The sequence below is a fragment of the Citrobacter sp. RHBSTW-00986 genome (assembly GCF_013783065.1).
Classification (GTDB): Bacteria; Pseudomonadota; Gammaproteobacteria; order Enterobacterales; family Enterobacteriaceae; genus Citrobacter; species Citrobacter braakii.
On the sequence record NZ_CP056200.1, the window covers coordinates 2,505,108 to 2,531,680 of the forward strand.

Annotated in this window: 23 protein-coding genes and 4 pseudogenes; 12 read left to right on the forward strand and 15 right to left on the reverse strand. The window is 50.6% G+C overall.

Annotated elements, in window-relative coordinates; translation table 11 throughout:
* The first annotated feature begins 41 nt into the window (after positions 1-41).
* The 3 genes and pseudogenes from HV345_RS12280 (at position 42) to HV345_RS12290 (ending at position 2,574) form a co-directional block, all read left to right on the forward strand.
* Positions 42-1,817, forward strand: coding sequence for a sigma factor-like helix-turn-helix DNA-binding protein (locus HV345_RS12280; RefSeq protein ID WP_255467542.1), 1,776 nt, complete (start codon positions 42-44; stop codon positions 1,815-1,817).
* A 138-nt stretch (positions 1,818-1,955) separates the two neighbouring features.
* Positions 1,956-2,205: pseudogene (locus HV345_RS26425) on the forward strand (hypothetical protein); the annotation flags it as partial.
* A gap of 3 nt (positions 2,206-2,208) precedes the next feature.
* Complete coding sequence (locus HV345_RS12290) at positions 2,209-2,574, forward strand: hypothetical protein (RefSeq protein ID WP_255467543.1); 366 nt, start codon at positions 2,209-2,211, stop codon at positions 2,572-2,574.
* Here HV345_RS12290 and HV345_RS26685 read toward each other — a convergent pair.
* Positions 2,561-3,127: pseudogene (locus tag HV345_RS26685) on the reverse strand (hypothetical protein); the annotation flags it as partial. The gene HV345_RS12290 and the pseudogene HV345_RS26685 overlap by 14 nt on opposite strands.
* Before the next feature lie 528 nt (positions 3,128-3,655).
* Here HV345_RS26685 and HV345_RS12300 point away from each other — a divergent pair.
* Positions 3,656-5,025 (forward strand): annotated as a pseudogene (locus HV345_RS12300) (ISNCY family transposase).
* Between the two features lie 255 nt (positions 5,026-5,280).
* Here HV345_RS12300 and HV345_RS12305 read toward each other — a convergent pair.
* On the reverse strand, positions 5,281-6,384 hold the full coding sequence (locus tag HV345_RS12305) for a hypothetical protein (RefSeq protein ID WP_181635605.1): 1,104 nt from the start codon (positions 6,382-6,384) through the stop codon (positions 5,281-5,283).
* Between the two features lie 401 nt (positions 6,385-6,785).
* Between HV345_RS12305 and tam the strand changes: the two genes are divergently transcribed.
* Together tam and HV345_RS12315 are read left to right on the forward strand one after the other, a co-directional pair.
* Positions 6,786-7,544 (forward strand): trans-aconitate 2-methyltransferase, encoded by a 759-nt coding sequence (gene tam / locus HV345_RS12310; protein WP_016157955.1) that lies wholly within the window; start codon positions 6,786-6,788, stop codon positions 7,542-7,544.
* Between the two features lie 131 nt (positions 7,545-7,675).
* A complete protein-coding gene (locus tag HV345_RS12315; RefSeq protein WP_016153082.1) occupies positions 7,676-8,053 on the forward strand; it encodes a GFA family protein in 378 nt (125 codons plus the stop codon).
* Here HV345_RS12315 and HV345_RS12320 read toward each other — a convergent pair.
* From HV345_RS12320 to sad, 6 genes are all read right to left on the reverse strand, one after another.
* Positions 8,050-8,964, reverse strand: a complete 915-nt coding sequence (locus tag HV345_RS12320; RefSeq protein WP_016153081.1) for a bestrophin family protein — start codon at positions 8,962-8,964, stop codon at positions 8,050-8,052. The genes HV345_RS12315 and HV345_RS12320 overlap by 4 nt on opposite strands.
* A 208-nt stretch (positions 8,965-9,172) precedes the next feature.
* Entirely contained in the window at positions 9,173-10,624 is a 1,452-nt protein-coding gene (locus HV345_RS12325) for a tagaturonate reductase (RefSeq protein WP_181635606.1), read from the reverse strand.
* A gap of 106 nt (positions 10,625-10,730) precedes the next feature.
* Positions 10,731-11,258 (reverse strand): N-acetyltransferase, encoded by a 528-nt coding sequence (locus HV345_RS12330; protein WP_181635607.1) that lies wholly within the window; start codon positions 11,256-11,258, stop codon positions 10,731-10,733.
* 83 nt (positions 11,259-11,341) lie between these two features.
* A complete protein-coding gene (locus HV345_RS12335; RefSeq protein ID WP_016153078.1) occupies positions 11,342-11,701 on the reverse strand; it encodes a DUF4186 domain-containing protein in 360 nt (119 codons plus the stop codon).
* The gene (gene glsB / locus HV345_RS12340; RefSeq protein ID WP_016153077.1) at positions 11,701-12,627 is read right to left on the reverse strand and encodes a glutaminase B; all 927 of its coding nucleotides are present in this window, start codon (positions 12,625-12,627) and stop codon (positions 11,701-11,703) included. Before glsB ends, HV345_RS12335 begins: the two co-directional genes overlap by 1 nt.
* A 175-nt stretch (positions 12,628-12,802) precedes the next feature.
* Entirely contained in the window at positions 12,803-14,191 is a 1,389-nt protein-coding gene (gene sad, locus HV345_RS12345; RefSeq protein ID WP_181635608.1) for a succinate-semialdehyde dehydrogenase, read from the reverse strand.
* A gap of 102 nt (positions 14,192-14,293) precedes the next feature.
* On the opposite strand from sad, the gene HV345_RS12350 reads away from it, so the two are divergent.
* Together HV345_RS12350 and HV345_RS12355 are read left to right on the forward strand one after the other, a co-directional pair.
* Positions 14,294-15,169, forward strand: a complete 876-nt coding sequence (locus HV345_RS12350) for a LysR family transcriptional regulator (RefSeq protein WP_181635609.1) — start codon at positions 14,294-14,296, stop codon at positions 15,167-15,169.
* A 221-nt stretch (positions 15,170-15,390) separates the two neighbouring features.
* The gene (locus HV345_RS12355) at positions 15,391-16,587 is read left to right on the forward strand and encodes a sugar transporter (protein ID WP_181635610.1); all 1,197 of its coding nucleotides are present in this window, start codon (positions 15,391-15,393) and stop codon (positions 16,585-16,587) included.
* 35 nt (positions 16,588-16,622) lie between these two features.
* Here HV345_RS12355 and HV345_RS12360 read toward each other — a convergent pair whose 3' ends face one another.
* Positions 16,623-17,288, reverse strand: a complete 666-nt coding sequence (locus HV345_RS12360) for a MarC family NAAT transporter (protein WP_181635611.1) — start codon at positions 17,286-17,288, stop codon at positions 16,623-16,625.
* A 257-nt stretch (positions 17,289-17,545) separates the two neighbouring features.
* Here HV345_RS12360 and marR point away from each other — a divergent pair, with 257 nt between their 5' ends.
* Genes marR through marB form a run of 3 tightly spaced genes read left to right on the forward strand, consistent with a single transcriptional unit; the run spans position 17,546 to position 18,631 of the window.
* The gene (gene marR / locus HV345_RS12365; protein WP_181635612.1) at positions 17,546-17,980 is read left to right on the forward strand and encodes a multiple antibiotic resistance transcriptional regulator MarR; all 435 of its coding nucleotides are present in this window, start codon (positions 17,546-17,548) and stop codon (positions 17,978-17,980) included.
* Positions 17,981-17,998: 18 nt separating this feature from the next.
* Positions 17,999-18,382, forward strand: a complete 384-nt coding sequence (marA, locus tag HV345_RS12370) for an MDR efflux pump AcrAB transcriptional activator MarA (RefSeq protein WP_003032424.1) — start codon at positions 17,999-18,001, stop codon at positions 18,380-18,382.
* Positions 18,383-18,412: 30 nt separating this feature from the next.
* Positions 18,413-18,631 carry a multiple antibiotic resistance protein MarB gene (marB, locus tag HV345_RS12375; RefSeq protein WP_016153071.1) on the forward strand — a complete coding sequence of 73 codons (219 nt, stop codon included), beginning with the start codon at positions 18,413-18,415 and terminating at the stop codon, positions 18,629-18,631.
* A gap of 30 nt (positions 18,632-18,661) precedes the next feature.
* Here the strand turns inward: marB and eamA are convergent, their stop codons facing one another.
* Positions 18,662-19,561, reverse strand: a complete 900-nt coding sequence (gene eamA / locus HV345_RS12380; RefSeq protein ID WP_019076776.1) for an O-acetylserine/cysteine exporter — start codon at positions 19,559-19,561, stop codon at positions 18,662-18,664.
* Positions 19,562-19,759: 198 nt separating this feature from the next.
* Between eamA and ydeE the strand changes: the two are divergent.
* Positions 19,760-20,947 (forward strand): annotated as a pseudogene (ydeE, locus tag HV345_RS12385) (efflux MFS transporter YdeE).
* Between the two features lie 40 nt (positions 20,948-20,987).
* Here the strand turns inward: ydeE and urtE are convergent.
* Genes urtE through urtA form a run of 5 tightly spaced genes read right to left on the reverse strand, consistent with a single transcriptional unit; the run spans position 20,988 to position 26,455 of the window.
* Entirely contained in the window at positions 20,988-21,686 is a 699-nt protein-coding gene (urtE, locus tag HV345_RS12390; RefSeq protein WP_046276386.1) for an urea ABC transporter ATP-binding subunit UrtE, read from the reverse strand.
* 9 nt (positions 21,687-21,695) lie between these two features.
* Entirely contained in the window at positions 21,696-22,493 is a 798-nt protein-coding gene (gene urtD / locus HV345_RS12395; protein WP_103928204.1) for an urea ABC transporter ATP-binding protein UrtD, read from the reverse strand.
* Entirely contained in the window at positions 22,493-23,566 is a 1,074-nt protein-coding gene (urtC, locus tag HV345_RS12400) for an urea ABC transporter permease subunit UrtC (protein WP_046276388.1), read from the reverse strand. The genes urtD and urtC overlap by 1 nt, the downstream gene beginning before the upstream one ends.
* Positions 23,566-25,140 carry an urea ABC transporter permease subunit UrtB gene (gene urtB, locus HV345_RS12405; protein ID WP_181635613.1) on the reverse strand — a complete coding sequence of 525 codons (1,575 nt, stop codon included), beginning with the start codon at positions 25,138-25,140 and terminating at the stop codon, positions 23,566-23,568. The genes urtC and urtB overlap by 1 nt, the downstream gene beginning before the upstream one ends.
* Positions 25,141-25,183: 43 nt before the next feature.
* Positions 25,184-26,455, reverse strand: coding sequence for an urea ABC transporter substrate-binding protein (gene urtA, locus HV345_RS12410; protein WP_181635614.1), 1,272 nt, complete (start codon positions 26,453-26,455; stop codon positions 25,184-25,186).
* Positions 26,456-26,573: the final 118 nt, after the last annotated feature.

Sequence of the window (26,573 nt, forward strand, 5' to 3'; positions counted from 1 at the left end):
GAATGAAAGCCTGTCCTCAGCATAGTACCGGGAAGGAGGGAGTGACCATCTCATTAGATATGGGCGAGATGTTGCAGGCTATTTTGCATGCCGAACATGAGCAATTAGTAGCCATTCCGACCTGGGGAAAAGGAAGCATCACACAGTTATTGGCATTCAGAGACAGGTTACGGGAAGAGATCATCGCCATTCAGAATGGTGACATTGACTACCTGGCGCTTGAATCCGTCTTGATCGTTCCAAAACGGCTTATAAACTGCCCATTAAATAAACTTGAAGCCGTTTTACTGGAAGATATCGAATCTTACTTCGATAAAAGCAGTGAAATGAAGGTCGACATTGCCCAACGCCGCTGGGGGTTCGTCGAAGAAAAAAAGACCCTCGAAGAGATCGGGGCCGATTACGTCGTTTCGAGAGAGCGCATTCGCCAGATTCAGGTCGATATCAGACAAGAATTCCTTGGGCATATGCGGGTCAGTCAACCATCGGTTTGGGAGGCACTGGAGCCTGAGATATCGCCGGACCTTAGTGTGAAAATGCAGACGCTTTTTTCTTGTTTCTCCTCGGAACGTGACTTCTTCGAATTTCTGGATATGGTGTCAGGTCAGACAGAGCTTATCGCTCATGTCTATCCCGAGATTGATAAAGCAATCCTGAATACCTACTTTGCCGAGAATGGCGCACCAATCCACCTTGACGACATCCGGGAGTTTATCCCCTCCGTCTGCAGCATCGAAATACCCTACGTTGACAATGCGATTCGTCATCTTGCGCAACAAGGCGTCATCCAGCTTAAAGATGAAAACGTCTTCCCCCTGCAACTAAAGAAAGCGGAGGCCAGCGCCTGCGTGCTAATAAAACACGAAAAAGGGCTGCCTTGGATGGATATTGCGAAATTAATCAATGGGAATAATTATTCACGCATCCCTGTTTACGAGGACCGCCTGGATCACGAAGCATTTAACCTACCTGATTATATCTATCTGTCCGGCAAGGGTACCTACAAACACACCAGTTTTATCGAAGCCGATGCGACGCTGATAGACGACATTTTCTTGGAAATGATGGAATACGCTGAGAAAAATTCCCGTCCGGTATTCCACTTGAATGAGTTTTACCTTGCCTCGCGCAATCTGAAAAAGCATGACTACTATGTCATTCGCCATTTTGTAAAACATTTCGGAGAGGATTACGGTTTTTACTTTGACGGAAAATCCCAGGCGGATTCGGTCGGGCTGGAGAAAGGCTTTAAGAACATCACGCAAAAGGACGTCATCGTTGAAGCGATGAACAACAACGATAAGCCACTAACGAAACCTGAAATTGCCAATTTGCTGAAGAGTAAAAGCCTAGCACATGCGTCGTTTTATCTAGACAACATGATTGAACAGGGGAGTGTTGTTCAGGTGGATCGCATGCTCTACACCACGCCAGCCTGTGCCTATAAAAACATCGACATCGACGACTATTTAGCGGCCCTTCATGCCCTGCTTCTGCATTTTGGTAAGCCGGTGGAGCCATCCATTTTTAAAGAACAATTGAACATACAATTTGAGCGAAGCTACTCGAAATATTTCTATGCTTCCCTTGCCCGGCTAAATGCCAAAGCAAAGGGCTGGCACCGTAAACACAGCCTCTATTCGGTCACGGAGATCCCTTTTAGCAATATATCATCGGCGATGGATACGCTCTGCGATTCTGGGGCCGCCCTGCAGCAGAATATTGATGTCCTGCAGGCAAATATCGCTATTACTCGTGATACGGCCGCCATTGCCATTCAAAACTGGCGCAATGCACGATTTATGTCCAACGGCTAACGGCTCATTCGGATGCCGTCTTGGGTCAGCATTTCAGCCAGAGTGCGAGCGCCTGCAGCCCCGATTCTGGTTTCATGCCAGGCGTATTTCGCTGTACATTTCTATCGCCGTTAAAATCATCCACCACATTGAAAATAGGTGGAACAGCTGGATCGATTTAAAACCCTAACGGATGCCCAGCGCCAGCTACTGCTCTCTGCCGCGAAAGCGGCGGGCAAATATACCGAAGGCGTTGTCTTGGCGAGCAAGATAGAAGCGCTATTCCGCGTGGTGCCCCCATCTTATTTCTTGCGTTGAGAATGACGGAAAAACACAAAAAGGCCGAACGCACGCAGCTGATGAGCGAGCGGGGGATAGCGAGCTGGATGCGGCCATTCTGGTGGCGTAGGGAATGTCTATTTTATACGCCTCTATTAGCAATCATGGCTGCCTGGCAGAAATCGGCGCCCAGCCAGGGGATAAGATCCATGTGTCTGCATTCACCCTGAAACCGGAACAGAGGCTGCATTGCGGTTTTTTAGGCGATATTGTTAGGGCGCATAAGTGGAACAGCGAGAATTTCTCGCGGGTGCAAAAGACTCTCGCTCCGTTTTCGGAGGTGCAAAAAACTACTGTTTTCCTGATAGACAGTTTCCTTGCTGAAATGCTGGCTGATAGTCAGGCAAAGGAAAACAGCTACCTGCATACTACGGTACTCGCTGAGGTCATCCGCAACGGAAGAAATACGCTGGATGCCATCGTTTTCTACCCAGCATAAAATGCAGCCGGTGAAGCATGCTTCCCTTCAGGTCTGCCGTGGCAGGAAAATCGCCGTAAAAATTTGTGTTCAGATGGCGGGCCACATATTCTCTGGGCACTTCTGCTGAATAGCACCTCATTTACCAGTCATGTCGGAAATCCGGGTCCGCAGTGAAGTTGAACCGTGAAAGGAGAGGATCTTCTGACAACGCACCCGGCAACTCTGCCGTCAGACGGATATCGCTCTTTCTCAGTCGTTCCGTATCCACTTCTGCTGCCAGGATATCAGCTGTCCTGCTGCGGCTAAACGCCTCAATATACCGGTCCAGTATGTCATTGAAAAAGGGAACCTGTCCGGCATATTCGGCGGCCGACAGCATATACCCCTGATAAGGGACAAACGGGTCTCGTTTGAGTCTTTCGAGTGTATGAATGATCTGCTCTTTACGAAAATAAGAAAACAGGCCGCCGGCCAGTGCCTCCGAAACGCGTTCTGTTACAGGCTCTGACGTTCTGGCAAGCCGGATGACCAGGAGCGCAAACGCACCATAAAGAGAATCAAGATCATTTTTTTAACGGGGCAGGTAAGCGTGTTCATCCCGTCGTTCATGGCGTCTGCGTAGGGCAGTATTTTTATCGTCTTCAGATACTGGTTGCAAAAACTTCACAGACTGAAGCGAAGCTGACTGTGTGGACAATGAGCGGTGAGCCAGATGGTCAATGTGGTATCTGAGGGGATACAACAATGGCAGACAGCTTTCCATGTCCATCAGGATCCATTGCCGTATGTAACCCGAGATAACCAACTGATTTAGTAAATACACAGCTTTGACCTTATGATTAACAAAGAAACGGGAGGGAAGTCAGAAATCACAACGTATTGATTTATCTGTGTGTGGATGTGAATGGTGAAATAAATGACCTTCGTAGGAAATTTAACATAATATACATTATGCGCACTCACATTGTAGGGGCTCAATGCTAATGTCTATTTGTGGCTCATTAGGAATGTCCAGGCTATAGTTTTCAGACCTGTATGTCTAGACAACGACTCGCTTTTTCCTGATGAGGAGTTTTCTGTGGCTATACATGACGCCGGGATGTTCACCGTGAAAGAAATCAACCGCCTCAAAATCCTTCAGGATGTCATTGAACGTAACCTGCGTCCTGGCCAGGCTGCCGAGATACTCGGCATCACGCCACGTCATTGCAGCCGTCTGCTGAAGCGTTATCGCCAGTCCGGGCCGCTTGGTATGAACAATCAGAGTCGCGGTCGCACTGGCAACCGTCTGTTGCCCAAATCACTGACTGACCTGGCACTGAGTATCATCCGGGAACGCTACCGCGATTTTGGACCCACGCTGGCCCGGGAAAAACTGGAGGAAGTTCACGGTCTGGTCTTGGGCAAGGAAACCATCAGACGCCTTATGATAAAAGCCGGACTCTGGATCCCCCGGCACCGAAAATTCATCAGCCCCGTTACCGGCGGCCCTGTACTGGCGAGCTGATACAGATTGACGGCTGTGACCATCACTGGTTTGAAAACCGGGGTCGGCCCTGTACGGCACTGGTCTATGTCGACGATGCCACCAGTCGTCTGATGCACCTGCTGTTTGTGAAATCTGAGTCCACCTTTACCTATTTTGAAGCGACCCGTGGCTATATCGAGAAATACGGTAAACCCATGATCCTTTACAGCGATAAAGCGAGTGTCTTCCGGGTCAATAATAAACATGCCACCACCGGTCCAGGTGAAACGCAGTTTGCCCGGGCCATGCGCTGCCTTAACATCACCCCTTTGTGCGCGGAAACCAGCCAGGCCAAGGGGCGCGTGGAACGTGCTCATCTGACACTTCAGGACCGACTGGTTAAGGAGCTCAGGCTTAAAGGGATCAGTACGATAGAAGCTGCGAATGCATTTACTGAAGAATACATGGCAGATTATAACCGGCGCTTTGCCAAAGCCCCCCTGCATGATTTTAACGCGCACCGTCCGCTGGCATTAGACGATGACCTGGATGCGGAATTTACCTGGCGAGAGCCACGGCGGGTGTCAAAAAACCTGACCGTACAGTATGACAAAATGCTCTATCTGATTGAGGACAGCGAATACAGTAGAAGCGCCATCGGCAAGTATATTGATGTCTGGCACTATCCTGACGGACATAAGGAACTGAGACTGAATGGCGTGCTACTGCCCTGCTCCACCTATGACCGGCTTTCTGAGGTTGATCCCGTAGCAATTGTGGATAACAAGAGACTTGGCCATGTGTTGGATGTTGCCCGTCAGGTCCAGAGAAAACGGGACAATAATCGCTCAAAATCGTTACCTTGTTCTGGTGATGAGCCTTCCCGCAGACGGCACGCCCCTAGTATCAACAAATCCCAGCGCTCACTGAACGAAGATGACCTGCTTGAAGCCATGATAAAACTTCAGGGGAGCTCTGAGGCCATCTTTGGAAAAAGGTGAACTTGGTGAAACCTCATACTCACTGACCAGCAGCGATGTGTGCGCTGTTTGCAGCTAATGCAATCAAATCCTGAGAAAATTTCTGAGAAATGCAAATAACTTCAATGATATTATATACAAAGGAAGACGTCGGAAAACCGGGGTAAAGTTCGTGTGTCACAGAACCCCGAACCGCTTCGCGGTGCAAATTCAACCCGCAGCGCATTTGTTACAAGGTTTGTTGATGAGGCAATAAGTGCTTTGATGCAATCAGGTCTAGATAATAGGTAAGATACTGCGATTGGTATTTTTATAACATTTTGTAGCTGCTATAACTATTGCTGCAATATGGCTTAGAGCAAAATTTTCATGATAGACAGCATTTTCTGACAAATATCGTAAATTATAGTATTCTACCCACGCATCAAATAAAACCCCATCTTTTCTATAGCCCTTTGTTTCATAAAACCCTATAACATAAAAATCTCCAGTATCTTCATGGAAGATAATATTTTGATAAAAATGAGGTATAGTTAATAATTTTAAGTGTATCGCTCCTTTATCAGATACAAATGAATGATTAATAATCATTTGCACTATTTTTGATGGAGCATAGTACTCAAGTAATGAAACAGTAAGATTATTATTGGCAAATTTCAGCCCAGCTAATGCACTACTCCCTGCGGCATTAAACCCACCGCCAAGCATTTGATAGTATGTTCCATCACTAACTTCAACTATTGTGTTGAAATTACTATCTCTATATTTTTTTCTATCAATACTATTTGGTTCTGGGGATATAGAAATGACCGAATTGATTCTATTTTTATCTAAAGCATGAGGCCACTCAGCATGTATTATTTCAATGAGATCAGTATTAATCCATAAGTCATTTCCATGGTCAAAAACACCTAAGCAATAAATATCATCATCTCTGACTAATGCGACAAGCAGAGCGCCAGTTCTATCAATAAAATCATTTTTCGACGTGGTCTTTTGTTTCTTTTTTAATTCTATTTTTTCACCTAAATGAAAATGATGAAGGCCAAAATCTAATAACATTCCATCATTTTTATTTGTATTAAAAATTAATTTACTAAGATGTGAGTTTATATCCTCTCCATTTTCCATTTTTTGGATTAGCTTACGGAAACCTCTCTCATCACTTATTGGGAAACTTATTTTTGTGGATATATGAACATGTCTTTTTTTGGGTTTTATCAGTCTTTCGTGTATATTTATGAGGTTGAAATAAGGACATTCATCTTTTTTGCTCACAATTCCGAACTTGATTTTTAACGTTTTTTTGCTGATTTGATTTCTATCATTCCAAGGGGCAAACTTGACGTTAAAAATAGCAAAGGGAAAGTTATCACTCATAAGTGCTCCTGCGATAATTTAAAGAAAAAGGCTAAGCATGATATCACACTCATAGTTATAAAGTAATTTTGACCAATAATTAGATGGTCATTTCTAATGAGCCAGCGCCTAGACATTTCTACTGAGCTTTGACACACATAGAGTAAGGTAGAATCTGAAGCTCTGTGCTGCTCAATAATGATGGCAAAACCTCTTTTCAAATGCCGTTACCAGCGCTAACACTGAACATCAAAACTGATAACTGTAGTTCACGCAGGCAAACCACAGACATGCCAATCTGTCTTCCTGGCATATTTCTGCCCTTATCCTTCATTATCATATAATCTTCTAAATGAAATGGCTCACCGGCAAGGACTTATGCGGTCCTTTCTGCCTTTTTCTCTCATACTGGAGATTCATTCATGGCTGACTGGAACCCTTCGCTTTATCTGCAATATGAAACTGAACGTTCAAGACCCGCAGCGGAATTACTCAACAGAGTGGCGTTAGAGAGTGTTCGTTCAGTTGTTGATCTTGGCTGTGGTCCTGGAAACAGCACGGCATTACTGCATCAGCGCTGGCCTTCGGCTGTAATAACCGGGGTTGATTCCTCACCCGCCATGCTGAATGAAGCGCGCAACGCATTACCGCAATGCCATTTTATTGAAGCGGATATCAGTCAGTTCCAGCCCGAGCATCCTGTGGATCTGCTTTACGCAAATGCGTCTTTACAATGGGTACCCGATCACTATGAACTATTGCCGAACCTGGTATCGCTGCTGGGTCGCAACGGCGTTCTGGCCGTACAAATGCCGGATAACTGGCTGGAACCCACGCATGTTCTGATGCGCGAAGTGGCTTATGAACAGGGTTTCCCGGACCGGGGTCGTGCGCCACTTCCTGGCGTACATGCCTACTATGATATTTTGACCGAAACTGGCTGTGAGGTGGATATCTGGCGCACCACGTATTATCACATTATGGATTCTCATCAAGCAATTATCGACTGGGTAAGTTCTACAGGCCTGCGCCCCTGGTTACAGGATTTGAGAGAAAGCGAGCAACGTCAGTATCTGGCACGCTACCACGAACTACTTCAGGAGCAATATCCACTGCAGGAAAATGGCAAAATTTTACTGGCATTTCCCCGATTGTTTATTGTTGCCCGACGCAATAATTAAGCATTTATCATCTGATAGATCACAGGAATAGAGGATCGCCTATGCGCGCCCTCGCCTTTTTAACATAAGGATCTAGTGACAATGCGAGGCATCTGCTAGTGTCTTGCCACGTGTTTCCGACGGGAGTTGTTATGTCTAAAGTCTACATTGGTGGGTGTCTTTGTGGTTCGATCCGCTTCACGGCCAGCAGTCCTAATAATTCCCATACCTGTTCCTGCGATATATGCCGGAAACATACGGGCGCACCGACCGTCGTCTGGATTGAGTTTGATGCAGAAAATGTAGAATGGACGGGAAAAGCCGGAAAACCGACAACCTGGCGCTCATCAGAAACGAGTTGTCGAGCCTTTTGCCCTCAGTGCGGCAGTTCCGTGGGCGCTATTGATGATGCCCCGGTAATTGCACTTTTAGCCGGGGCTTTTGATGACCCTAACGATGAAGACCTGGCGCCAGAGTTTCATTCGTTTTCCGATATGCAGCCAGCCTGGTGGCAAAACGAACGTAACTAAGTTAGTTGGTAATGCTTATCAGGCATGTGTTTTGCTGGCACATTTGTTTCATCGTTCATCTGCAGCAAATCGATTTCGATCGCATTGCAAATCGCATCCAGCGGCAGGTCATTGTTCTCTGTGCCAAACGGATCTTCAAGCTCTTCTGCAAGCGTGTCGAGCGAGATAAAAGTATAGGAAATAAGCACCGAGATAAACGGTGTCATGTAGTGCAGATCCACCACTAACGCGAATGGCAGCATGATACAAAACAGGTATACCGTGCGATGAAGGATCAAAGTATAAGCAAACGGGACCGGCGTATTCGCAATCCGCTCACAACCAGCCAGTACCGCAGACATATCGTTTAACCTATTGTTTAAACTATGAAATAATATGTCTGACAGTTGACCATTACGCCTGCGCACGGCCAACCACTCTCCCATCAACAACAAAATGCGGTTTGCTGGAGATTGTGAGGCAAATACCGTCTGCAGATCTTTCTCGCTGAGGTACTTCGCCAACGGCTCTGCCTGCGGCTTTCGACGTAAAGTCATGCGTAAACAGTGGGCAAACGCGATTTGCAGACGAACAAACTGCCCTAATTCGGCGTCGTCCGGTAAGGTGGTTTTTACCTCACGCAGTAGCGATCGGGAAGCAATCATCAACTGCCCCCACAGGTGTCGGGCCTCAACGTAACGTGAATAACAGGCGTTATTGCGAAAACCTAAAAAGATTGCAATCGCCACGCCGAGAATGCTGAATGGCGCCAGCGTGAATTTGATTCCCAGCATCGTATACCACGGAAGCATGATAATAACGGCGATGGAGAGCAGGAAGTTCAGCAGCAGTCGTGAAAAGATTTTAGATAATACTGACCCATGCCAAACGAATATCAGGCGTAGCCAGTGTTGTTGGGGGCGAACGATCATGGTTTTCTTCGGGAAAATGTGAAATCCATCACATTAGACGCGATCATGATCAATGTTGCAAGTTAATCGCAACATTAACTAAACAACTTTTGCTCTGCCAGAACCGCAACGCACCGGGGTTACAGAACGGTGTAGTCATTAATAAACAATAGTATGTTGTAACTAAAGAATGTTCTATAAAAAACCCGGCCTGAGCCGGGTTGTCTTCTTAGCACAATGGCTTAACGGCTTCACGCATGCCTTTGGCCAGAATGGTATCCAGATCGGCTGAAACCTGCTCCACGAGTCCGGAAACCTGAGTCAGATCCTGTTCCCAGTGTTCTTTAACGCCCAGTACCGATTTGACTAACTCGTCGGTGCTTATCTGGCGGTCATGATGCTGGGACCACAGCTGTTGAAAACGTGCCACCCAGTGCGCATCATCCTGGACCGGATAAGCCTCACCGTTACGCTCTCCACGATAGAAAGCAATCAGCGCGGCAAGCGCAAACGTCAGGCGCGCCGGCAGTTTACCGCTAGCCTGTTGCCCTGCCAGCAGCTGCGGCAAAATACGGGTACGGAATTTAGTCATGCCGTTCAGGGCAATCGACAGCAACTGATGCTTGATGTACGGATTGCAGAATCGACCGGTCACCGCGCTGGCGAAAGACGCCAGCTCATCGCGGGGTAAATCCAGTACCGGAATGATCTCTTCATAAATTGCTTTTTCAACGAAGGCGCAAATCTCTGCGTCATTCATCGCCTCCCCCACGGTGTCCAGCCCTGCCTGCCAGGCAACGGGAACCAGTGCGGTGTGTGCGCCGTTGAGAATCGCCACTTTCCGTTCTTTGTACGGTTTGATGTCATCAACAATCAGGACATTGAGCGGATACTTATCCAGACGCAGTTCTGCAGCTAATGACTTCGGTCCCTGAATAACGAACAGATAGAAGTGTTCTGCAGTGTCGAGGAAGGCATCGTGATAGCCCAACTCAGCTTCCAGTTTCTCCACTTCGTCACGCGGATAACCGGTAACAATGCGGTCCACCAGCGTGGAGCAAAATACGTTGGCCTGATCCAGCCACTGAATAAATGCCTCCGGCAGCGCCCACTCCTGAGCGTAGCGCAGGACCAGTTCACGCAGCACATCACCATTGTAATCAATCAGTTCGCAAGGAATGATAATCCAGCCTTTATCCGACGCGCCATTAAAATGGCTGAAGCGTTCGAACAACAGTCGGGTCAGTTTAGCCGGATAACTCACGGCCGGTGCATCCTCAAACTTATCGCCCGCGTGGTAGCTGATGCCCGCTTCAGTCGTGTTGGAGAACACAAAACGCATATCTGGATTATGCGCCAGCTTCAGGAACTCATCGTATTCGCTATAGACGCTGATTTCGCGGTTAACCGAACGGATCAAACGGGCATCGCTTACGGCCTCGCCCTTCTCATTCAAACCACGAATGATGGTGGTATAAAGACCATCCTGCGTACTCAGCGATGGCGGGAAGGTACTTTCGATGGGACGAACAATGACTACACCAGCGTTCAGATCGGTATGTTCGTTCAGCAAATCGACTTGCCAGTCAACAAAGGCGCGCAGGAAGTTTCCTTCACCAAACTGAATAATGCGTTCAGGATACTGAGCACCGGGGAAATCGCGACGATTTAGTGTTTGCACAATGGGTTCCCTTTTTAATTAGTCATACAACCTGATTGAATTGGTCCAATAGGTTAGCAAACTTTAATACATTGAAACCCTGTTTTGATCAATCCCCGGCGACAAATTAGAGAGTTTTGTAGAAAAGTGTGGTTCCGGTCAGCTTCCCGTCAGGCATTTTTGCATAGTCCGGTATCACCCCTACTTTTTGCCATCCAGAATTGTGGTAGAACAACTCAGCACCACTGCCCGTCGCTGTATCAAGCACCAGCAGCGTTTTCCCTTGCTGACGCGCGCAGTTTTCGAGTTCGTTCATCAACGTCCGGGCAACACCACCGCGCCGCGCTGAGGGGTGAACCAGCAGCTTGGCGACATCAGCACGATGAGGTTGATTTTCGGGTTGATCGATAATGAGCTGGACGGTACCGACAAGCACCCCCTGTGCGTTCTGTGTACCCAGAACAATCCTTTCTCCACGGTCAACGCTTTGCGCGACACTTATCCAGAAAGGCCGTGATTTATCACCACTAAAAGGGAGCATAAAGCTGACAGAGGCGCCATCATTGACGCATGTTTCAAGGATGTCGCTGAATTCATCGATTCTCGACAGAATCTGGGCCGCGCTCAGCACAAAGCAGGGTTTACAGGAAGCCATTTTTTTTCTCCTTAGAATGACCCCCTTCATACTGCTTTTAACAATTGCACAACACAAGGAGTCATATCATAGGATTATGTTATCTATGGCTTGTTCATCTGGATCACTAGCCAGTGATAGATAACCGTGACAACGTAACGCTGCTGTTCATCGTTTAACGCCACACCCTGAGGGATATCATGCCATTTCGCCAGACATCCCCGACAACAGGTCGCCGTGGCATGTTGAGCGATAAATACCGGATGCCCGCGCATAGGTGTCTGCTTACCGTCATTGGCAGGAAACGCGGGCGCCAGCCGTTTGGCAATAAAATCCGTGGCGTGTTGTTCGATAACCGGCGCGCCTTTATCCAGACAATACTGCCTTTCTTTCTGGCCAAGGCGAAACCGCGAGCGAAACGTTGATTTCGCCAGCCGGGCAAAAAGAGGATCGAGCGTGTTCATCAGTAAACCGAGCGCCCCAGTTGTTGCGTTAATTGCTCCAGCACGGCGATACCCGCCAGCGAATTTCCCGCCGCATCCAGTTCCGGACTCCAGACGGCAATCGCCATCTCGTGAGGCACGATAGCCACGATACCGCCCCCCACACCAGATTTCGCCGGTAAGCCCACTCGCCAGGCAAATTCCCCTGCGTTCTGATACATGCCACTGGTCGCCATCAGCGCGTTGATCTGCCGGGCCTGCATAGGCGTCACCACGGGCTCTGCAAGATGAAAAGCATGTCCCTGATTCGCCAGAAAGACGAACGTGCGCGCCAGCTCCACACAGCTCATTTTCAGTGCGCAGTAGTGAAAGTAATTTTGCAAAACGGTGGTCACGTCATGGTGAAAATTGCCAAAGGACTTCATTAGCCAGGCAATAGCCGCGTTACGCGCCGAGTGCTCAAACTCAGAACGCGCCACCGTCGCATCATAGGCGATATCCGAAACGCCGCTTAGCGCCCGTACCACTTCCAACATCCGTTGACGCGGTGCGCTCAGACGTCCTTGCAGCATATCGCAAACCACCAGCGCCCCGGCGTTGATAAAGGGATTGCGTGGGATCCCTTGCTCCATTTCCAACTGCACCAGTGAGTTGAAAGGATGACCGGAAGGATCCTTGCCGACACGTTGCCAGATCTCATCTTCCTGATAGTGACGCATCGCCACGACCAGACTGAGCACCTTTGAAATTGACTGAATAGAAAAGCGCTCTTGCGCATCCCCCGCCTGATAGTGCTGTCCATCGACGGTGCAAATAGCAATACCCAGTTTTGAACCGTCGACAGAAGCTAAGGCAGGAATGTAATCAGCGACTTTACCCTGACCAATCAGCGGACGAACCTGCTGCACAATGGTCTCTAAAATTGAATTGTCCATGGCCCTGGCCACAACATGCTCCTTGCTCGCAGGTATGAAAGGCCTGCGAGTATAACAGAGCTGAATACGCAGCGTCAGGCCGGAAGGCGGAATCTGGCCACGGTCTGCATGAGCGGGTGAGATTCATGACGCAGACCGAAACATCGCAGAATTAAGGCCGGTGCCCCCGTCGGAGGCACCCACACCATCAGAGGCGGTTTTTCCAGACGGTCTGTACATTACAAAACTCATGCAGACCAAAGTGTGAAAGCTCGCGGCCAAAACCACTTTTCTTCACGCCGCCAAAAGCAACGCGGGCATCGCTGGCGCTGTAACCATTGATAAATACGCCCCCACACTCCAGGCGTGACGCCATCTTCTGCGCCAGAGCTTCATCCGCGGTGAACACCGTGGCTGATAAGCCGAAATCACTGTCATTAGCCAGCGCTAAGGCATGTTCCGCATTCTTTGCAACGGTAATCGCTGCAACCGGGCCAAACAGCTCCTGACGAAAAGCCGTCATCTCCGGGGTGACATCCCCCAGAACCGTCACGGCATAGTAATTGCCCTGACCCGCGATTTTTTCCCCGCCGAGAAGTAACCGCGCGCCTTCGGCAAGGGAGGCTTCGACCTGCTGATGCAGCTCATCGCGCAGATCAAATCTTGCCATCGGACCCAGATCGTTTTCTTCGTTCAGCGGGTCGCCCATTTTGAGCGCGCTCGTGGCCGCCACAAAACGAGCCGTAAATTCTGCCGCAATTCCTTCTTCGATAATAAAGCGCTTTGCTGCCGCACAAACCTGTCCGGTGTTCTGATAACGACCGGCGACCGCCGCCTTAACGGCCAGATCGAGGTCAGCATCATTAAGGACAATAAACGGATCGGAACCCCCCAGTTCAAGCACGCATTTTTTCAGCGCCGCACCCGCCTGAGCACCAATCGCCGCACCGGCTCGAACGCTGCCCGTCACCGTTACCGCCGCGATACGCGGGTCATTGATCATCTGACTTACCCCGGCGTTATCGGCATTCACCCAACCATAAACACCCGCGGGAACGCCCGCATCAGCAAAAACCTGCGCGATAATCGCAGCACAGCCGGTTACGTTTGGCGCATGCTTTAACAGATAGCCATTTCCGGCCAGCAGAATTGGAATGGCGCCGCGAAGTACCTGCCAGAGCGGGAAGTTCCACGGCATGATCGCCAAAATAGTTCCAACGGGGCGATACTCAATCACCGCCTGGTTGTTCTCCACCAGCGTAGGTTCCGGGTTGAGCATCGCCGGTCCATGTTCGGCGTACCAGTCACACAATGCGGCTGATTTGGCAACTTCACCACGCGCCTGCTTGATGGGTTTCCCCATTTCACGTGAGATACACTGCGCCATCTCTTCGGCGCGATGACGCAGAGCCTGCCCGATATGACGCAGCGTTTGCGCACGCTGCTCAACGGCAGTGTGTTTCCATTCGCGGTAGCCATTCGCGGCAAGGCTCAGCGCATGTGCAATCTCTTCAGTACTGGCCCACGGCATTGCCGCCAACCTTTCACCGTTGGTAGGGTTAACGGAAATCGCATGTGTTGCTGCTGTGATAGTCATAAGTGCCTCTCTTTATCGCAGGGTATGGTCATATCATGCGCATATTTACTCTTTCTGAAAAATGAATAATATTAACCACACCATTCACGAAAAGAGAATATTATGGATCTGACGCAACTGGAAATGTTTAACGCCGTCGCGGAGACAGGCAGTATTACGCAGGCCGCCGCGAAGGTGCATCGCGTGCCATCCAATCTCACCACCCGTATTCGCCAGCTTGAAGCCGACCTTGGCGTCGATCTGTTTATTCGTGAAAATCAGCGTTTGCGGCTTTCCCCGTCCGGGCACAATTTTTTACGCTACAGCCAGCGGATCCTCGCCCTGGTTGACGAGGCGAGAATGGTCGTCGCCGGCGATGAACCGCAGGGGTTGTTCTCTCTTGGCTCACTCGAAAGTACTGCCGCTGTGCGGATCCCCGCCACGCTGGCTGAATATAATCAGCGTTACCCCAAAATTCAGTTTGCGCTGGCGACAGGTCCTTCAGGCACGATGCTGGACGGCGTGCTCGACGGGACGCTGAACGCCGCCTTTGTCGACGGCCCAATTACTCATCCAGGTCTTGAAGGAATGCCGGTCTACCGTGAAGAGATGATGATAGTCACTCCGCACGGTCATCCCCCTATCCAGCGGGCCAGCAACGTTAACGGTTGCAGCATTTACGCCTTTCGCGCCAACTGTTCCTATCGTCGCCATTTTGAAAGCTGGTTTCATGCCGATCGCGCAATGCCCGGCACCATTCATGAAATGGAGTCGTATCACGGCATGCTGGCTTGCGTCATTGCCGGTGCGGGTATCGCGCTGATCCCGCGTTCGATGCTGGAGAGCATGCCAGGACACCACCAGGTCAACGCCTGGCCGCTAAGCGAAAACTGGCGCTGGCTGAATACGTGGCTGGTCTGGCGCAGAGGGGCAATGACGAGGCAACTGGAAGCGTTTATTGAGGTATTGAACCCTCAGTTGTCGAAAAGCACGGAATAATTCGCGATTCTCAAACAACGCCATAAATAGCGTTCCGGGTGAATTCTCACGCCCGGAATTTCATTAATAATGAAATAGTTAAAATTACGCGAAATGTTCGGCAGTCAATTTTGCCACCCAGTCAATGAAATGAGATCTGCATCACGAAATGATTGTATTTTAGCCAGCAAAAGTTTTAAGATCGTGGCCTTACCTTTTCGCAGCTAATCCACCTAATTGATATGACAACAGACACTGTTTCCCGCAAGGTCGCATGGCTTCGGGTAGTTACGCTTGCCATTGCCGGTTTTATTTTCAATACCACTGAGTTTGTCCCTGTCGGTTTGTTATCCGACATCGCACAAAGTTTTAATATGCAGACCGCTCAGGTCGGGATCATGCTGACGATCTACGCCTGGGTTGTCGCCCTGATGTCGCTGCCTTTCATGCTGCTTACCAGCCAGGTAGAACGCCGCAAACTTCTGATCTGCCTGTTTGTCGTTTTTATCGCCAGCCACGTTCTCTCTTTCCTGGCATGGAATTTTACCGTGCTGGTGATCAGTCGTATCGGTATTGCTTTTGCCCACGCTATTTTCTGGTCGATCACCGCATCGCTGGCGATTCGCCTGGCTCCTGCCGGGAAACGCGCGCAGGCTCTCAGCCTGATTGCGACCGGCACCGCGCTGGCGATGGTGCTGGGCCTGCCTATCGGGCGCATTGTTGGCCAGTATTTTGGCTGGCGTACCACCTTCTTCGCCATCGGTATGGGGGCGTTAGTCACCCTACTTTGCTTGATTAAGCTCCTGCCAAAATTACCCAGTGAGCATTCCGGTTCATTAAAAAGCCTGCCGGTTTTATTCCGCCGTCCGGCATTGATGAGCCTGTATCTGCTGACGGTGATTGTGGTCAACGCGCATTACACGGCCTACAGCTATATCGAACCGTTTGTACAGACCGTCGCCGGACTGAGCGCAAACTTTGCCACCGTGCTGCTGCTGGTTCTGGGTGGCGCGGGGATTGTCGGTAGCGTCATTTTTGGCAAGCTGGGTAATCAACATGCTTCCGTATTGATTAGTAGCGCCATTGCCCTGCTGACGGTGTGCCTGGTGCTGTTACTGCCCGCAGCGGACAGCGAAATGCATCTGGCCGTCCTGAGTATATTCTGGGGCATCGCCATTATGTTGATAGGCCTGGGTATGCAGGTGAAAGTGCTGGCGCTGGCCCCGGATGCCACCGACGTCGCAATGGCCCTTTTCTCTGGTATCTTTAATATCGGGATAGGCGCTGGCGCGCTGGTGGGAAATCAGGTGAGTCTGCACTGGTCAATGTCTACGATTGGTTACGTAGGTGCAGTGCCTGCGGTTGTGGCGTTCATATGGTCGGTGATTATCTTCCGTAAATGGCCAGTATCACTGGAAGAGCAGCCTCAGCATTCATAAAAGCGTGCCCGATAGACAATACCGGGCACGTTGTTTTAAGCGTAAGTTTTAATGATTTCCAGCACGCCGTTAATAATAAACTGCACGCCCATACATACCAGCAGGAAGCCCATCAGACGGGAGATCGCCTCAATACCACCTTTGCCGACCAGGCGCATGATCCCGCCTGAACTGCGCAAACAGCCCCACAAGATAACCCCGACCACCGCAAAAATAATCGGCGGTGCGATCATTATCACCCAGTCCGGAAACTCAGCCCCATGACGCACGGTGGACGCCGAGCTGATGATCATTGCAATCGTACCCGGACCCGCGGTGCTTGGCATGGCCAGCGGAACAAATGCAATATTCGCCGTCGGTTCATCTTCCAGTTCTTCTGATTTGCTTCTCGCTTCCGGGGAGTCATGTGCCTTCTGCTGTGGAAACAACATTCGAAAGCCGATAAACGCAACGATTAACCCACCCGCGATACGTAACCCGGGAATCGAAATCCCGAAGGTATTCATCACCAGTTGTCCGGCATAATACGCCACCATCATGATGGCAAACACGTAAACGGACGCCATGAGTGACTGACGGTTACGCTCTGCGCTGTTCATGTTGCCGGCAAGGCCGAGGAACAACGCCACGGTGGTTAACGGGTTTGCCAACGGTAACAGGACTACCAGCCCCAGTCCTATTGCTTTAAACAAGTCCATCATAATGTCATCTTTCCTGTGCGTTAATCGTCAACGGCAAGTATACGGTGAAATCCGGGAGATAAGCCATTTTCGCGGTGTAAGGATTCATTTTTCATCCGCACGTATAAGCCATAATTTTCAAACCGTTAAAATTCCACTCGCCAAAAATTGAGTCTGATGATTTAGCAAAACGTGGCATTTGCTGACCCATTCATTTGACTTATATTTGCCTAAGCAATAATATCAGCCGTGACTAACTACTTGCCAGGGCAACCATTGTGAAAAGCACCAGTGATCTGTTTAACGAAATCATCCCACTGGGTCGTTTGATCTACATGGTTAATCAGAAAAAAGATCGTTTGCTAAACGACTATCTGTCACCGCTAGATATCACGGCATCACAGTTCAAGGTGCTCTGCTCCATCCGTTGCGCGGTGTGTATTACCCCTGTCGAATTGAAAAAAGTGCTGTCTGTCGATCTCGGCGCCCTGACGCGGATGCTGGACAGGCTGGCCTGTAAAGGCTGGATAGAAAGGCTTCCGAATCCACATGACAAGCGAGGCGTGCTGGTGAAACTCACCGAGCATGGCGCGGCAATTTGCGAGCAGTGTCATCAATTAGTAGGGCAAGAACTGCACCAGGAACTAACAAAAAACTTAACGGCGGATGAAGTGACCACGCTTGAGCATTTGCTGAAGAAAATCCTGCCGTAAACAGAAAGAGGTATGACGATGTCCAGACGCAATACTGACACAATCACTATTCATAGCATTTTGGACTGGATCGAAAATAACCTTGAATCGCCGCTCTCGCTGGAAAAGGTGTCAGAGCGTTCAGGTTACTCCAAATGGCACCTGCAACGGATGTTTAAAAAAGAAACCGGTCATTCACTGGGTCAATACATCCGTAGCCGTAAAATGACTGAAATAGCGCAAAAATTAAAAGAGAGTAACGAGCCGATCCTTTATCTGGCGGAGCGTTACGGCTTTGAGTCCCAGCAAACGCTGACCCGGACATTCAAAAACTATTTTGATGTTCCGCCGCATAAATACCGTATGACGAATATGCACGGCGAATCACGCTATTTGCTGCCACTCAATCAATGTAATTGCTAATCGCCAGTTAACGACGTAACCGAGGAAATCATGAAACTTCTGTCTTATGCGATGCTGGCCCTGCTGTATGTTGTTTCGGGCCAGAGCATGGCGGAACAGACCGCGCAGCCTGCCACACAAAACAGTCGTGACGCGATGATTATGCCGCCTGCACACGATCGGTCCCCGTTCGATTTTAATCATATGGGTGCAGGCAGCGACAAATCCGACGAATTAGGTGTGCCTTATTACAATATGCGCAACCTATAATTTTTTTGCCCCGTCACTGCGGGGCTTTTTTTACCCTCTCGCCTGCGCAGTCTTACGCAACCGAAAGCCAAACACATTAATGTACAATCCTGCCATGATCAGCAGCGCACCGAGCAGTTGTAATCCGGTAAGCGTTTCATCCAGCAGCACGGCCGCGCTCGCCAGTCCAACAACCGGCACCAACAGCGACAACGGCGCGACACGCCAGGTTTCATAACGCCCGAGTAAAGATCCCCAGATGCCATAACCCACAATGGTTGCCACAAACGCCAGATAAACCAGTGACAGAATGGTGGTCATATCTATCGTCACCAGACTTTGGATAATTTGCGTTGGGCCATCGAGGAGTATTGAGGCGAGGAAGAATGGGACAACAGGAATCAACGCACTCCATACCACCAACGACATCACCGCCGGGCGTGACGTATGCTGCATGATTTTTTTATTAAAGATATTACCGCTGGCCCAGCTTAGTGCCGCCGCCAGCGTCAGCATAAAACCGAGCATGCCGACATGCTGTCCGTTCAGACTGGCCTCAATCAGCACCAGCACGCCAAATATGGCCAGCGCAATCCCTACCCGTTGTTTACCTTGCAGACGTTCACCAAAGGCGAATGCCCCCAGAATGATGGTGAAAAACGCCTGAGCCTGTAATACCAGAGAAGCTAACCCGGCAGGCATACCGAATTTGATGGCGCTAAAGAGAAACGCGAACTGCCCAAAACTGATGGTCAGCCCATAGCCGAGCAGCAGTGAAAGCGGAATTTTCGGCCGGGCAACAAAGAAAATCGCCGGAAATGCCACCAGTAAAAAACGCAACCCTGCCAGCATTAAGGGTGGCATATTGTGGAGCCCCACTTTGATGACGACAAAGTTCAGCCCCCAAACCACAACGACCAGTAACGCTAATAACCCGTCTTTACGCGACATACCACCGCCCCTGCGAATATTAAATTTTTGTAAACAAATTAAAGTAACGGAAATCGTTGTGCCGTAACAGATCATTAATTCAGGTAGGCCACACAGGGCATTTTCGGACAACTTATTGAGTGTACATCACACTTTTAGCATGCTATTTGTTTCTGATATCTAAAAAAAACATAACAACATGCATTGTCGGGCAGGAAAATGAATATCTCTCTGAGAAGGTCCACTCTCGCGTTACTCGCGTCATCATTGTTATTAACGATTGGGCGTGGCGCCACGCTGCCCTTTATGACGATCTACCTCAGCCGACAGTACAATCTGAGCGTCGACCTGATCGGTTATGCGATGACGGTCGCACTGACCATTGGCGTCGTGTTCAGCCTTGGCTTTGGTATTCTGGCCGACAAGTTTGATAAAAAACGCTATATGCTGCTGGCTATCTGCGGCTTTGCCTCTGGCTTTATTGCTATTCCACTGGTGCATAACGTAGTGGTAGTGGTTTTGCTCTTTGCCCTGATCAACTGCGCCTACTCCGTCTTCGCCACGGTGCTGAAAGCCTAGTTTGCCGATAATCTCTCGGCGACCAACAAAACTAAAATTTTCTCGCTTAACTATACCGTGCTGAACATCGGCTGGACCGTAGGCCCACCGCTGGGCACGCTACTGGTGATGCAAAGCATTAACCTGCCGTTCTGGCTCGCTGCTGCATGTTCAGCACTCCCTCTGGTATTTATCCAGACCTGGGTAAAACGTTCACCAGCAGCATCAGAAGGTTTGAACGCCGCAGTTTGGTCCCCCTCGGTACTGCTGCGCGACAGAGCATTATTCTGGTTTACGCTGTCAGCATTTTTGGCGTCATTCGTTGGTGGTGCCTTTGCGTCCTGTATTTCGCAATACGTTATGGTGGTTGCAGACGGCGATTTTGCCGAGAAAGTGGTGGCAGTCGTCCTGCCTGTTAACGCCGCCATTGTGGTATCACTGCAATATGCCCTTGGGCGCAGGCTCACCGCCACCAATATCCGCCCGCTAATGACTGTAGGCACGCTGTTCTTTGTGGTCGGTCTGGTTGGCTTCACCTTCTCCGGCAACAACCTGGTGTTATGGGGCATTTCTGCGGCCTTTTTCACTATCGGCGAAGTCATTTACGCACCGGGTGAATACATGCTCATCGACAACATCGCGCCTGCAGGAATGAAAGCCAGCTATTTTTCTGCCCAGTCGTTAGGCTGGTTGGGCGCAGCGGTAAACCCATTAGTCAGCGGCGTCATTTTAACCACATTGCCACCGTGGTCGCTGTTTGTGGCGCTGATGGTGGCGATCGTTCTTGCCTGGGCGCTAATGATAAAAGGCATGCGCGCCAAACCCTGGGGCCAGACGGCAGTCTGCTAATGATGATCGCGACAGAGCCAAAGCCGCTCTGTCGCGAATCTCAAATGGCGACCAGCCCTCGAACGCCTTCGGATTCCATATTTTTACCGTCACCGCTTTGAATAATGCTGCCTCGCGACATGAGTAAGTATTTGTCGGCCAGTTGCTGCGCAAAATCATAGAACTGCTCTACCAGCAAAATGGCCATGTCACCCCGGTGCGCCAGTTGAGAAATCACCTGCCCAATTTCTTTAATCACCGACGGCTGGATCCCCTCCGTGGGCTCATCGAGGATTAACAACTGCGGGCGACTGGCCAGCGCTCGCCCAATCGCCAGTTGCTGCTGTTGCCCGCCGGACAAATCTCCACCCCGCCGATGTTTCATCTCCTGTAGAACCGGAAAGAGCGCATAGATATCATCCGGCACACGTCTGGCCTCCTGTGCTGAAAAACGGGAAAGGCCGAGCAGCAGGTTCTCTTCTACCGTCAGACGCGGGAAAATATCGCGACCCTGTGGTACATACGCCACACCGGCCCTGACCCGCTGATGCGGCTTCCAGTGAGTGACATTTTTCTCCTGCCAGAACACACTCCCACTGCGGGCAGGAATAAGCCCCATCAGGCACTTCAGAAGCGTCGTTTTCCCCACGCCGTTACGCCCCAGCAGACATGTCACCTCGCCGATACGCGCCTCAAAGTTCACACTTCGCAGAATATGGCTGCCACCATAATATTGATTCAGTTCTTTCACCTGCAGCATCTGTGCTCCTTAACGCCCGAGATAAACTTCAATAACCTGCTCGTTGGCCTGCACTTCGCGCAGACTTCCCTGAGCCAGAACGCGTCCCTGGTGTAAGACCGTGACGCGATCGGCAATGGTTTCGACAAATCCCATATCGTGCTCAACAACCATCAGCGAGTGCTTCCCGGCAAGCTTACGAAACAGCTCCGCAGTGTATTCCGTCTCCGCATCCGTCATGCCCGCCGCGGGTTCATCCAGCAGCAGTAAATGCGGCTCCTGTACCAACAGCATGCCAATTTCGAGAAACTGTTTTTGCCCGTGAGAAAGCAGCCCGGCGCGGCGGGCTCGCTCGTTGCCCAGCCGCAACAGCGCCAGTATTTCATCTATACGATCCCGTTGTTCGCCGGTGAGGTGCGCCCGTAAAGAACCCCAGACAGATTTATCGCTTTTCAGCGCCAGCTCCAGATTCTCCTCTACCGTTAACGCTTCAAACACCGTGGGTTTCTGAAACTTCCGCCCAATCCCCTGACGTGCAATGGCGATGGGGTCCAGCGTTGTTAAATCGGTCGACTGATCGTATATCGCCCGACCACTTTGCGGCCTGGTTTTACCGGTAATAACATCCATTAGCGTCGTTTTTCCGGCACCGTTGGGACCAATGATGCAACGCAGCTCCCCAACGCCAATATTGAGCGTGAGATCCGTTAACGCCTGGAATCCATCGAAGTTAACGTTAATTTTTTCCAGCTGGAGCACCGGGTCCGTTTGGTTGCGAAACCGATCGCCTGGCATCTGGCGAGTAAAAAGCCCTTCATCTGGCTGCATTATTTGTCTCCCTTGCGAAACAGACCCATCACACCACGAGGTAAAAACAACGTAACGCCAATAAAGATCAGGCCAAGAAACAGTTGCCAGTATTCCGGCATAATGACGGTAAACAGGCTTTTAGCGCCGTTCACCAGTACGGCGCCAAATACCGGGCCAATCAGGGTTCCACGCCCGCCGAGGGCAACCCAAATCGCCGCTTCTATCGAGTTGGTCGGCGACATTTCGCTGGGGTTAATGATTCCCACCTGCGGAACATACAACGCCCCCGCCAGGCCACACAGCACGGCGGAAAGCGTCCACACCAGCAGCTTGAAACCTTTCGGATCGTAACCACAGAACATCAGTCGGTTCTCGGCGTCGCGCACGGCAGTGAGAATTCGACCAAACTTACTGCGGGCCAGCGCCAGTCCCAGCCATATTGCCAGCACCAGCAGCATGACCGTCGCCAGAAACAGTGCGATACGGGTTGAGGTCGCGGTTACCGGAAATCCCAGAATGGTGGTAAAACCGGTAAAACCGTTATTTCCCCCAAAGCCGGTTTCGTTGCGGAAAAACAGTAACATTCCGGCGAAAGTCAGGGCCTGAGTCATGATGGAGAAATAGACCCCTTTGATTTTTGAACGGAAGGCAAACCAGCCAAATACCAGCGCCAGCAGGCCCGGCACCAACACAACCAACAACATCGCCCAGATAAAATGTTGCGTTCCCCACCAAAACCAGGGCAGCTCGGTCCACGACAGAAACGACATAAAGGCCGGTAATCCTTCGCCGGAAGCCTGGCGCATCAGGTACATTCCCATCGCATATCCCCCCAGCGCAAAGAAAATACCGTGGCCCAGCGAGAGCATTCCCGCATAGCCCCACACCAGATCCAGCGCCACAGCCACAATGGCATAGCAGAGAATTTTCCCGGCCAGAGTCAATGTCCACACCGATATGGCCAGCGGATGATCCGCAGGTAACAGCGCCAGAAACGGCAGAATAATCAGCGCCAGCAGTAAACCCAGCCCCAGGATGCGTGTCGCGCGCGGCGCTTTACGCGCCAGCGTTAATGTCATTGGCATCGTCATCAGTCAATAACCCTCCCTTTCAACGCGAACAGCCCCTGAGGACGTTTCTGAATAAACAAAATAATCAGCACCAGAATCATAATCTTACCGAGAACCGCTCCCACCTGTGGCTCAAGAATTTTGTTGAAGATCCCAAGCCCAAACGCAGCGGCTACACTCCCCGCGAGTTGTCCCACGCCGCCCAGCACCACCACCAGAAACGAATCGATAATGTAGCTTTGCCCCAGCTCCGGTCCTACGTTGCCTAACTGCGAGAGCGCGACGCCCCCCAGTCCGGCAATCCCTGAACCAAGACCAAAGGCCAGCATATCCACACGTCCGGTAGGTACGCCGCAGCAAGCCGCCATATTGCGATTTTGCGTCACCGCACGTACGCGCAGCCCGAGACGGGTTTTATTCAACAACAGCCAGGTGAAGAACAGCACCAGAATGGCAAAGCCAAGCACCACAATTCGGTTCCACGGCAAAATCAGATTGGCATAAACCTGAATGCCCCCGGAAAGCCAATCCGGATTAGCGACTTCAAGGTTTTGCGCGCCGAAGGACATACGCACCAACTGGATAAGCATCAGACTGATCCCCCACGTTGCCAGCAGGGTTTCGAGCGGACGCCCGTATAAATGGCGGATCACTCCGCGCTCGAGTAGCATTCCAACCCCAGCGGTAAGCAAAAAGGCGACCGGAAGCGCAATAACCGGATACCAGGCCAACCATTGCGGGAAAAACTGGCCCATCAGCTGTTGCACCATCCAGGTACCGTAAGCGCCGAGCATTAACATCTCACCATGCGCCATATTAATGACGCCAAGTAAGCCGTAGGTTATCGCCAGACCCAATGCCGCCAGCAGCAAAATGGAACCCAGCGACAATCCCATAAATGCCTGTCCAAGAAGATCGCCAACCTTCATGCGATGCGCGATGGAATTCAGGCTTTCGTCAGCGGCAGCACGAACGCGGGCATCAGGTTCATGTTCAGCATGGGTGAATGGCTGCAGGCGCGCCTGGGTTTCAGGATCGTTCGACGCCCCTAGCAGTTCGATTGCCTGACGTCTGATCTCAGGCGAAGTACTGGTCAGTTGCAGGTTTGCCAGTGCAATAGCCAGTAAAGATTTCACGCCAGCATCGGGCTCCTGGGCCAGTCGTTGCTGCAAAAACGGCAGCATCCCCGGCTGGGCCTCACGCTGTAATGTACGCGCTGCCCCGCTCCTTTGCGTGACACTGTCACTTAAGAGCTGGTGGACGGCCAAGGTTCCGGCAACCAGATTACGCAGGCGGTTAGTCAGGCGGATTTTTTTTAGCTCGCCGTTCGGGCCTGCCGCCGTTCCTAGCGGTTGTACGTGCGAGCCGTTCATGATGAACGCGTTTTTCGCGTTATCTGTCAGCAGGTTCTCATCACTCAACGCTTTGAGCACCGGCAAGCGTTGAACATCGGGTTTTACCGACCATTGTTCTAGCAAGGCGGCCTGCTGAGTCCGGTTGGCGGCGGTAAAGGTATCGGCATCTGCGGCCTGCGCTATCCACGGCAAAAGCCACGTCAGCAACAACACACCACGAATAAAGCGCATGGCTTTCATGAGCATTCTCCAAAGCGTTGCCCTCCCGCAGGAGGGCGTAAGATCAGTTGCTGGCGGTTTTAACGGGCTGTTCAGATTTTTTATCATTACCGGTGATATACGGACTCCACGGCTGGGCGCGAACCGGCGCTTCGGTTTGCCACACCACGTTAAACTGGCCGTTGCCTTCAATCTCGCCAATCATGACGGGTTTATGCAGGTGATGGTTGGTCGCATCCATGGTCAGGGTAAATCCTGATGGTGCTGCGAATGATTGTCCTGCCATAGCAGCCCGGACTTTATCCACATCGGTAGTTCCGGCTTTTTCTACTGCCTGCGCCCACATATGCAGGCCAACATAAGTGGCTTCCATAGGGTCGTTGGTCACCACCGAATCAGCATTCGGTAGCTTATGCGCTTTGGCATACGCCCGGTAATCCGCGACGAACTTCTTGTTGGCCGCATTATCTACGGACTCAAAGTAGTTCCACGCAGCCAGGTTGCCCACCAGCGGTTTAGTATCGATACCGCGCAACTCCTCCTCACCCACAGAGAATGCCACCACCGGAACATCCGTGGCTTTCAGGCCCTGGTTCGCTAACTCTTTATAGAATGGAACGTTAGAATCCCCGTTGATGGTCGATACCACCGCCGTTTTTCCCCCTGCGGCGAATTTTTTAATACTGGCAACAATGGTCTGGTAATCGCTGTGTCCGAATGGGGTATACACCTCTTCGATGTCTTTATCGGCCACGCCTTTCGAATGCAAAAAGGCGCGTAAAATTTTGTTAGTCGTACGCGGATAGACATAGTCCGTACCCAGCAGGTAGAAGCGCTTAGCGCTGCCGCCGTCCTCACTCATCAGATACTCAACCGCCGGGATCGCCTGCTGATTAGGCGCAGCGCCGGTATAGAAGACGTTAGGCGACATCTCCTCACCTTCATATTGCACCGGGTAAAACAGCAGACCGTTCAATTCTTCAAATACCGGTAAAACCGATTTACGCGAAACCGATGTCCAGCAACCGAAAACCGCCGCTACCTTGTCCTGGCTCAGTAACTGACGTGCTTTTTCAGCAAATAACGGCCAGTTCGAAGCCGGGTCAACCACCACCGGTTCCAGCTTTTTGCCCAACACACCACCCTGCGCATTGATTTCATTAATAGTCATCAACGCCACATCTTTCAGCGGCGTTTCGGAAATAGCCATGGTGCCGGATAACGAATGCATGATGCCAATCTTAATAGTGTCGGCCGCCTGAACGCTAAAACTCATTCCCATTGCGACAACAGAGGCGGAAAGCGCAAAAGCTTTTAAAAATGTACGACGCTGCATAGTTTCACTCCTGAAATTAGTCTTGTTGAAAGCTCCGGTGCAGCCGGGCAGACAAAACGGTGCAAATTAAGGGTATTCAGAAGTGATAAGGCAAAAACGATGCCAGATATTAAAACAT

Excerpts from the sequence above, each read along its gene's own strand:
- HV345_RS12290 (WP_255467543.1), top strand. The coding sequence starts at position 2,209 with ATGTCTATTTTATACGCCTCTATTAGCAATCATGGCTGCCTGGCAGAA.
- HV345_RS12305 (WP_181635605.1), bottom strand. The coding sequence starts at position 6,384 with ATGAGTGATAACTTTCCCTTTGCTATTTTTAACGTCAAGTTTGCCCCT.
- tam (WP_016157955.1), top strand. The coding sequence starts at position 6,786 with ATGGCTGACTGGAACCCTTCGCTTTATCTGCAATATGAAACTGAACGT.
- HV345_RS12315 (WP_016153082.1), top strand. The coding sequence starts at position 7,676 with ATGTCTAAAGTCTACATTGGTGGGTGTCTTTGTGGTTCGATCCGCTTC.
- HV345_RS12320 (WP_016153081.1), bottom strand. The coding sequence starts at position 8,964 with ATGATCGTTCGCCCCCAACAACACTGGCTACGCCTGATATTCGTTTGG.
- HV345_RS12330 (WP_181635607.1), bottom strand. The coding sequence starts at position 11,258 with ATGGCTTCCTGTAAACCCTGCTTTGTGCTGAGCGCGGCCCAGATTCTG.
- HV345_RS12335 (WP_016153078.1), bottom strand. The coding sequence starts at position 11,701 with ATGAACACGCTCGATCCTCTTTTTGCCCGGCTGGCGAAATCAACGTTT.
- sad (WP_181635608.1), bottom strand. The coding sequence starts at position 14,191 with ATGACTATCACAGCAGCAACACATGCGATTTCCGTTAACCCTACCAAC.
- HV345_RS12350 (WP_181635609.1), top strand. The coding sequence starts at position 14,294 with ATGGATCTGACGCAACTGGAAATGTTTAACGCCGTCGCGGAGACAGGC.
- HV345_RS12355 (WP_181635610.1), top strand. The coding sequence starts at position 15,391 with ATGACAACAGACACTGTTTCCCGCAAGGTCGCATGGCTTCGGGTAGTT.
- HV345_RS12360 (WP_181635611.1), bottom strand. The coding sequence starts at position 17,288 with ATGATGGACTTGTTTAAAGCAATAGGACTGGGGCTGGTAGTCCTGTTA.
- marA (WP_003032424.1), top strand. The coding sequence starts at position 17,999 with ATGTCCAGACGCAATACTGACACAATCACTATTCATAGCATTTTGGAC.
- marB (WP_016153071.1), top strand. The coding sequence starts at position 18,413 with ATGAAACTTCTGTCTTATGCGATGCTGGCCCTGCTGTATGTTGTTTCG.
- eamA (WP_019076776.1), bottom strand. The coding sequence starts at position 19,561 with ATGTCGCGTAAAGACGGGTTATTAGCGTTACTGGTCGTTGTGGTTTGG.
- urtE (WP_046276386.1), bottom strand. The coding sequence starts at position 21,686 with ATGCTGCAGGTGAAAGAACTGAATCAATATTATGGTGGCAGCCATATT.
- urtD (WP_103928204.1), bottom strand. The coding sequence starts at position 22,493 with ATGCAGCCAGATGAAGGGCTTTTTACTCGCCAGATGCCAGGCGATCGG.
- urtC (WP_046276388.1), bottom strand. The coding sequence starts at position 23,566 with ATGACGATGCCAATGACATTAACGCTGGCGCGTAAAGCGCCGCGCGCG.
- urtB (WP_181635613.1), bottom strand. The coding sequence starts at position 25,140 with ATGAAAGCCATGCGCTTTATTCGTGGTGTGTTGTTGCTGACGTGGCTT.
- urtA (WP_181635614.1), bottom strand. The coding sequence starts at position 26,455 with ATGCAGCGTCGTACATTTTTAAAAGCTTTTGCGCTTTCCGCCTCTGTT.